This window comes from Candidatus Zixiibacteriota bacterium (assembly GCA_018820315.1).
Taxonomy (GTDB): Bacteria; Zixibacteria; MSB-5A5; order JAABVY01; family JAHJOQ01; genus JAHJOQ01.
In genome coordinates this window covers 1-5456 of sequence record JAHJOQ010000097.1, presented here as the reverse complement: position 1 = coordinate 5456, position 5456 = coordinate 1, and the positions used below count along the sequence as shown (strand labels likewise).

Annotated in this window: 4 protein-coding genes; 3 read left to right on the top strand and 1 reads right to left on the bottom strand. The window is 50.6% G+C overall.

Annotated elements, in window-relative coordinates:
- On the bottom strand, window positions 1–2999 hold a 2999-nt coding region (locus tag KKH67_09355; protein MBU1319385.1), incomplete at its 3' end, for a hypothetical protein.
- A gap of 521 nt (window positions 3000–3520) precedes the next feature.
- Here KKH67_09355 and KKH67_09350 point away from each other — a divergent pair.
- The 3 genes from KKH67_09350 (at window position 3521) to KKH67_09340 (ending at window position 5409) form a co-directional block, all read left to right on the top strand.
- Window positions 3521–4051 carry an RNA polymerase sigma factor gene (locus KKH67_09350; protein ID MBU1319384.1) on the top strand — a complete coding sequence of 177 codons (531 nt, stop codon included), beginning with the start codon at window positions 3521–3523 and terminating at the stop codon, window positions 4049–4051.
- A 3-nt stretch (window positions 4052–4054) separates the two neighbouring features.
- On the top strand, window positions 4055–4744 hold the full coding sequence (locus KKH67_09345) for a hypothetical protein (GenBank protein ID MBU1319383.1): 690 nt from the start codon (window positions 4055–4057) through the stop codon (window positions 4742–4744).
- Between the two features lie 89 nt (window positions 4745–4833).
- Complete coding sequence (locus KKH67_09340) at window positions 4834–5409, top strand: tetratricopeptide repeat protein (GenBank protein MBU1319382.1); 576 nt, start codon at window positions 4834–4836, stop codon at window positions 5407–5409.
- The last annotated feature ends 47 nt before the right edge of the window (window positions 5410–5456 follow it).

The window sequence follows — 5456 nt, the reverse complement described above, 5'->3', positions numbered from 1 at the left end:
TGGCGCTTCACCAATGAAGATGCCAGGATTAAACTAAAGAGATTGTATCCTACATTATGTGGTTGACGGGACACTAGAATGTTATATTCTAGCTGCAGAGCCTGTACCTCGTGGTCTGAATCGATTGCGTGTGACACAATCGTCCTCTTCGCGACAATGCCGTTAGCGAGCGTCAGTTCAGCGTTGCCGATTATAGTTTTGCCGAGAGATGATTTCTCGTCACAGCTTGCGCAAGGTTCTGGACCACCGGCAAAGATGTAGTTTATGAGGAACACGACATCATCGATATCGGTAGCACCTGAGCAATCAGCATCACCTGTACACAAAGGATCCGGTGCTGGGCCGCCTGCGAAGATGTACTGAATCAGATACACCACGTCATCAATATCAATGGCGCGACTCCCATCCGCATCACCTCTGAACAAATCACAGTACAAAAGCTCTATATCGTTATCGCTCAGCGCCTGATCGTAAACTCGTACCTCGTCGATGCCCCCCAGAAATGGCAAGTATCCGCCCCAACCGCACATACGTTCTCCAATGCCAAGATCGTTCGGTGTAGATACCGGTGGGAGCGCCCATACTACCTCTGCCTCCTGTCCACCATCAACGTAGACTCTTGCGTAGCTGCCGTCCCATACTCCGGCAACAAGATGCATTTCATCGTCCCTAAGCTCAGTTGTCCCTACGCAGTTACCAACACCGCCATTGCCTGAATAAACCGAAAACCTGGGCTTTCCGGCAGCCAGATACAGCGTGAATCCGCAATTAGGAGGAGTGCCGCCGGGACCGTGATACTTATCTATGATCGCGAGGTAGTCATCTGCACCGGTCGCCTTTATCCAGGCGGCAACAGCGAATTCCCCAGTTATATCGAGGCTGGAAGAGTGTGGTACAAGCACTCGATCACCATCGTGCCATTGTCCACCGCCGTGGAAATGGAGAGCCGACCCAGACAGTGCACCGCATATTCCGCCAAAGAAGTCATCTATCCAGCTTGCTCCCCTGATTGTACCATCGTTGTGGTTATCTGTTTCGTCGTAGGCGATACTTCCACTTCCTTCATCGAAACGCCAGTATCCAACCAATCCGGGGGGAGGCGGAGGACCTGCGCCGTCGTAGGAAAGTGCAGAGATGTACACATCCGAATGGTCACCGCTCTGAATCCCTACGAAGGACACGCTGCTGAGGAGTTTAGTGTTATCCGGATAGAGTGCATACCAATGCCAGGCCTGTGAATGGTACGGATCAAAGTAGGTATTGTCATATAACGATGGGTTGCATACAAAAACCTCATTCCCGTAGATGAAGAGCCAAGATGGAGGACAGGTTGGATCAATAATGTCCAGACGTCCTGCCGGATGGATGTTATCAATGAGCACGGTATCGGCTGTGCCATCGTTGTAGTTGAGTTGTACCTCCAATGGCTGAGATGGACTCGGCGACTCCGGCAACTCAGCGTCGCCGTCGCAGCTTGCAAGAAAGACCATGGTTTCTACGGTACCATTGATGGGAATCGTTTTGCTCTCACCGGCGGAGACTTGAATCACGTTTAGATCTGTTGCCTCGTCAATCAGGCTCAGGGCTGGAATCTCCACAAACAGTGAACAGGGGTTAAAATTCCTGTCAGGAATCATCACTATCGAGTACGGCACTGGGCAGTTGGAGATGCGCACGGTATCTGTCCCATAATTGGTCGCTATGTGAACCCCCGGTGTGAGCCATGACTTGGGATACGAGGGGAATGGAGCCATGGAATCGGATGGGAAATAAAGCCCCATCCAACTATGCCAGAAGTCTGCTATCCCCATGTTTCCTGGCCCAGGGGGAGCCAATCCGGCATATGACGATATCGCGCCCCAATCGAAATATGGTGATAAGTCCACGGTGTTGATGATAGAGTTACCTACGGCACCGCTAAAGCGGCAGTAGTAGATCTCGAAGTTCGTTGCCAGACTTCCATCGTAATAGACCACATGCATGTCGCCGGTAGAATTGGCAGCGATATCGCCGCTGGGCGCGCTCTGGACGAATGATCCTATCATCGTCTCCGTCCCGAGGCCTGTCGATACATATATGCCTGATCCTCGGAAGTAGACATTAGCTCCATTGCCGGGATACGTCCCACTTCCATCCACTCTGGGCTGTCGCGTGGTGCCGCTACCGACCCCCACGGTGCTACCCCATGTCACACCGGAGTCTGTACTCAAACGCTGCGCCGGGCCAATGGTGGCATCATCACGATCAACATAGACGTTGCTTCCGTAAGCCGATATGGCGATATAATCGTAGGAATCAATAGGCTGATTCCATAAGGTGATTGGAGAAGATGACCAATCAGTGCCGTTCGAGGTCCCACGTCTGAAATGGGCCAGTGCGTTCGGTGCAGAAACCGTTCGCCAGGCGAGATAGGCAGTCGACCCTGACGCAGCGAGCCGAATGTCATATTCCCAATTTGTCCCTCCGTCATTGGTGACATTGACAGGCGATCCCCAGTTTGCGCCGCTATCGGTGCTTCGCATGAATAGGATATCCTGTGAAGGAGCCCAAGCCACATAGACTAGATTCGCTGAGGCGGCAACCTGAGGATCATAAGCACCTTGCCCGCCGGTAGGCAAGGCGACAGCCGCAGCAAAGCTCGCACCGTTATTGGTGCTCCGACTGTACATAATTGCAGAGGGTCCTGAATACCACACGATATGTACGTGGCCAGCGTCCGTTACAGCAATTGTTGGATCGTGAGCGTTACCACTGTACAGCGTCTGGATTGGATCCCACGTAACACCGCCGTCCGTGCTCCTTCGATACTTGATGGTGGTTACACCGAGATCTCGCCACACAGCGTGAACATAGCTACCACTCACTTCTACCCGCGGGTAGCACCACCCTCCAGTCCCGTCAGAGATCATGACAGGTCCCTGCCAACCTCCGTTTACTGCTCCTGACGGGACCACAAGCAGAGAGCACACTACACTACAAATAAGAACGACGTAACGCATAACATACCTCTTTCCGGAAAAGACTGCATATAAACGAATGAGCCCCGATTTTCATGTGGATTCTCGTTTTCTGTTTGTGCCTGTTACACAGAGCATCTCGAGTCATCATGATTCCTCCATAGCAGCGGTCCCACATGCCGCCCTTTCCAAGAGTCACTACGCTCAAGCGCAGGAGTAAAACGACTAAGAGAAGTAGCTGATTCAATTTCATTTTGTTTCTCCTTCCGAGCCCCAGTCTGACTGATTGGAGGTTCTTAGCTAAAAGGAGCTTTTGAGCCTGCATTTGATCTCTGGCTTGTTCTGGACTGCGACAGAAACCGAGCTCCCACTTCCAATCGTTCATCTGATTCTCGTGTCCTCCTTCCAAACAGGTTGCGTTGCCGGAATGCGAATTCTTACACATGATGGGAGAAATCACACAGTTCAAACTCGGATAGACGAGGCAACTTTTCCTTGACGGGAGATTGTCGTAGGGTGTATATTTCGATAAGCAGTTTTAATTTAGAAACCTGAATTGTATCATGGACAACCGATTGGTGAAGGCTCTGGACGGAGACGAAGGAGCGGAAAGAGAGCTTTTTCAATACTTGTCTGTAAGATTTCGGACTTTCGCAAAGCGTAGGGTACGAGAGGATGATGCTGAGGACGTTGCCCAGCAGGCTTGCTTGGCCGTGCTCAGAAAATACAAGACTGAGAAGTTCACTACTGGCTTTGAAGCTTGGGCCTATGGTGTGTTGAAAATGGAAATAAGAAGTCACATTCGAACTCGATCCGATAGGGCAAAGAGACTGGTCCCTATTACGGAGACTGATCAAATTCCGGAGACATCGTTCCCTGAGCCGGATAGCGACTTGAAGATGCGGCTGATTGACTGCTTGAGGTCAATCAGAAAGCACAGCCGTTCGTATGCACGTGCACTGAATCTCATCAATCAGGGCTACAAGAGAGAAGAGATCTGCATGAGGTTGCGGACCAATCCCGGGAATTTTTATGTCATTCTGAGCAGGGGACGCCGACTATTGAGAGTCTGTCTGGAGAAGGGCAGGATATAGATAATGTCGAAATGTCTGGATCCAATGCTGGGCCGGTTACTGCACGCTTATGAACTCGGCGGTCTGCACGAAGATGAACTTGAACTTGTCGAGATCCACCTTCTGAAGTGCGACTACTGTTTCAACGAATTGATGAGTTTTGAGCGCGAGTCAGCCCTGTTGACTTCCGATGAAGATGTAAAAGCCCGAATCGGCGAAGTTGCCGAGGAAGAGCAATCTCTATCCGCGTCTTCTTTCACACGATTCTGGAGATACATCTGGCCGGACACTCCTGTCATTTTCAGGCCGGCATTGGCCTACCTCCTCATCCTTTTGCTGATCTTCCCCGTGTACCGTTGGGTTGAGCTTTTGACGAAGGAACGGATCAGACCGGTGCAGACTATTGGCTTGTTCCCTGATCGCTCCAGCGCAGATGATGATGCCTTCAAGATCAGCCTGGGAGAAGATGGTCTGCTCACCTTTGTGTTCAGAGATGCTGTTGTAGGTGAAAACTACCGTGTTGTCATACACTCGGTTGATGGCAAGGTGGTTTTCCGGGATGACGACTTCAACAGTTTTGATGAATATGAGACCGGCCGGCTGCTGCTGCCGCTTTCCAGAATGATTACTGGTACCTACTGGCTTATGATCACCGATGTCAGAGCCGATTCCACGTCAGTGATTCGAAAATACTCGTTTTCGATACAGGAGTAGCTGCGACTGCTGCACACTCCACCACAGATGTCCGCGGTTTAGATTAGAGACGGTCTGAAATGGTCGTTGTCAGATGTAGAGGACAGATCATGGCCAGGCGGTTCATCATTCCGGCATTGATTCTAGGTGCACTTCTGTTTTGCAGAGACGTCAAGTGCCAGAGTTGGCGGGATCTGATCAGCACCGCAGACTCCCTCTCTGAGCTGGATCTCGCTGACTCAGCTATTAAGATCGGCAGGCTGGCTCTTGTGGAAGCCGAAAGGGAGTGTGGGCTGGAGGATACGAGTGTAGCCTCAGTGTTACATCGCCTGGGAGTGTACACAAACACTCAGTACTTCACCTATGGTTATGATGAGACTATATCATGGTTGGAACGCGCTCAAGCCATCCGTGAGAGAGTCTACGGCAAACGACATCAAGAGGTCGCCGATGTTCTGTCAACTCTCGCTATCTTCTACCAGAAATTTCACTTTTATGACAAGTCCGACTCGCTTCTGAAGGTAGCTCTAGACATTTATGAAGAGACTCTTGGCAAAGAACATCCAAAGACTGCTCAAATCCTGTGGAACCTGAGATATTGTCAAGAGTTGTGGATGATTGTTTTGATAGTATCCTCAAGTTCTCCAGTTATGCAGCTTCCTTTATTTCTCCATCAACGAACTTAACACCTTCAATGACTTTGGTAATGAGTTTATGGGCATTGATTCGTCGC

Coding starts and splice junctions, on each gene's coding strand:
- KKH67_09340 (MBU1319382.1), top strand. CDS start 4,834: ATGGCCAGGCGGTTCATCATTCCGGCATTGATTCTAGGTGCACTTCTG.
- KKH67_09350 (MBU1319384.1), top strand. CDS start 3,521: ATGGACAACCGATTGGTGAAGGCTCTGGACGGAGACGAAGGAGCGGAA.
- KKH67_09345 (MBU1319383.1), top strand. CDS start 4,055: ATGTCGAAATGTCTGGATCCAATGCTGGGCCGGTTACTGCACGCTTAT.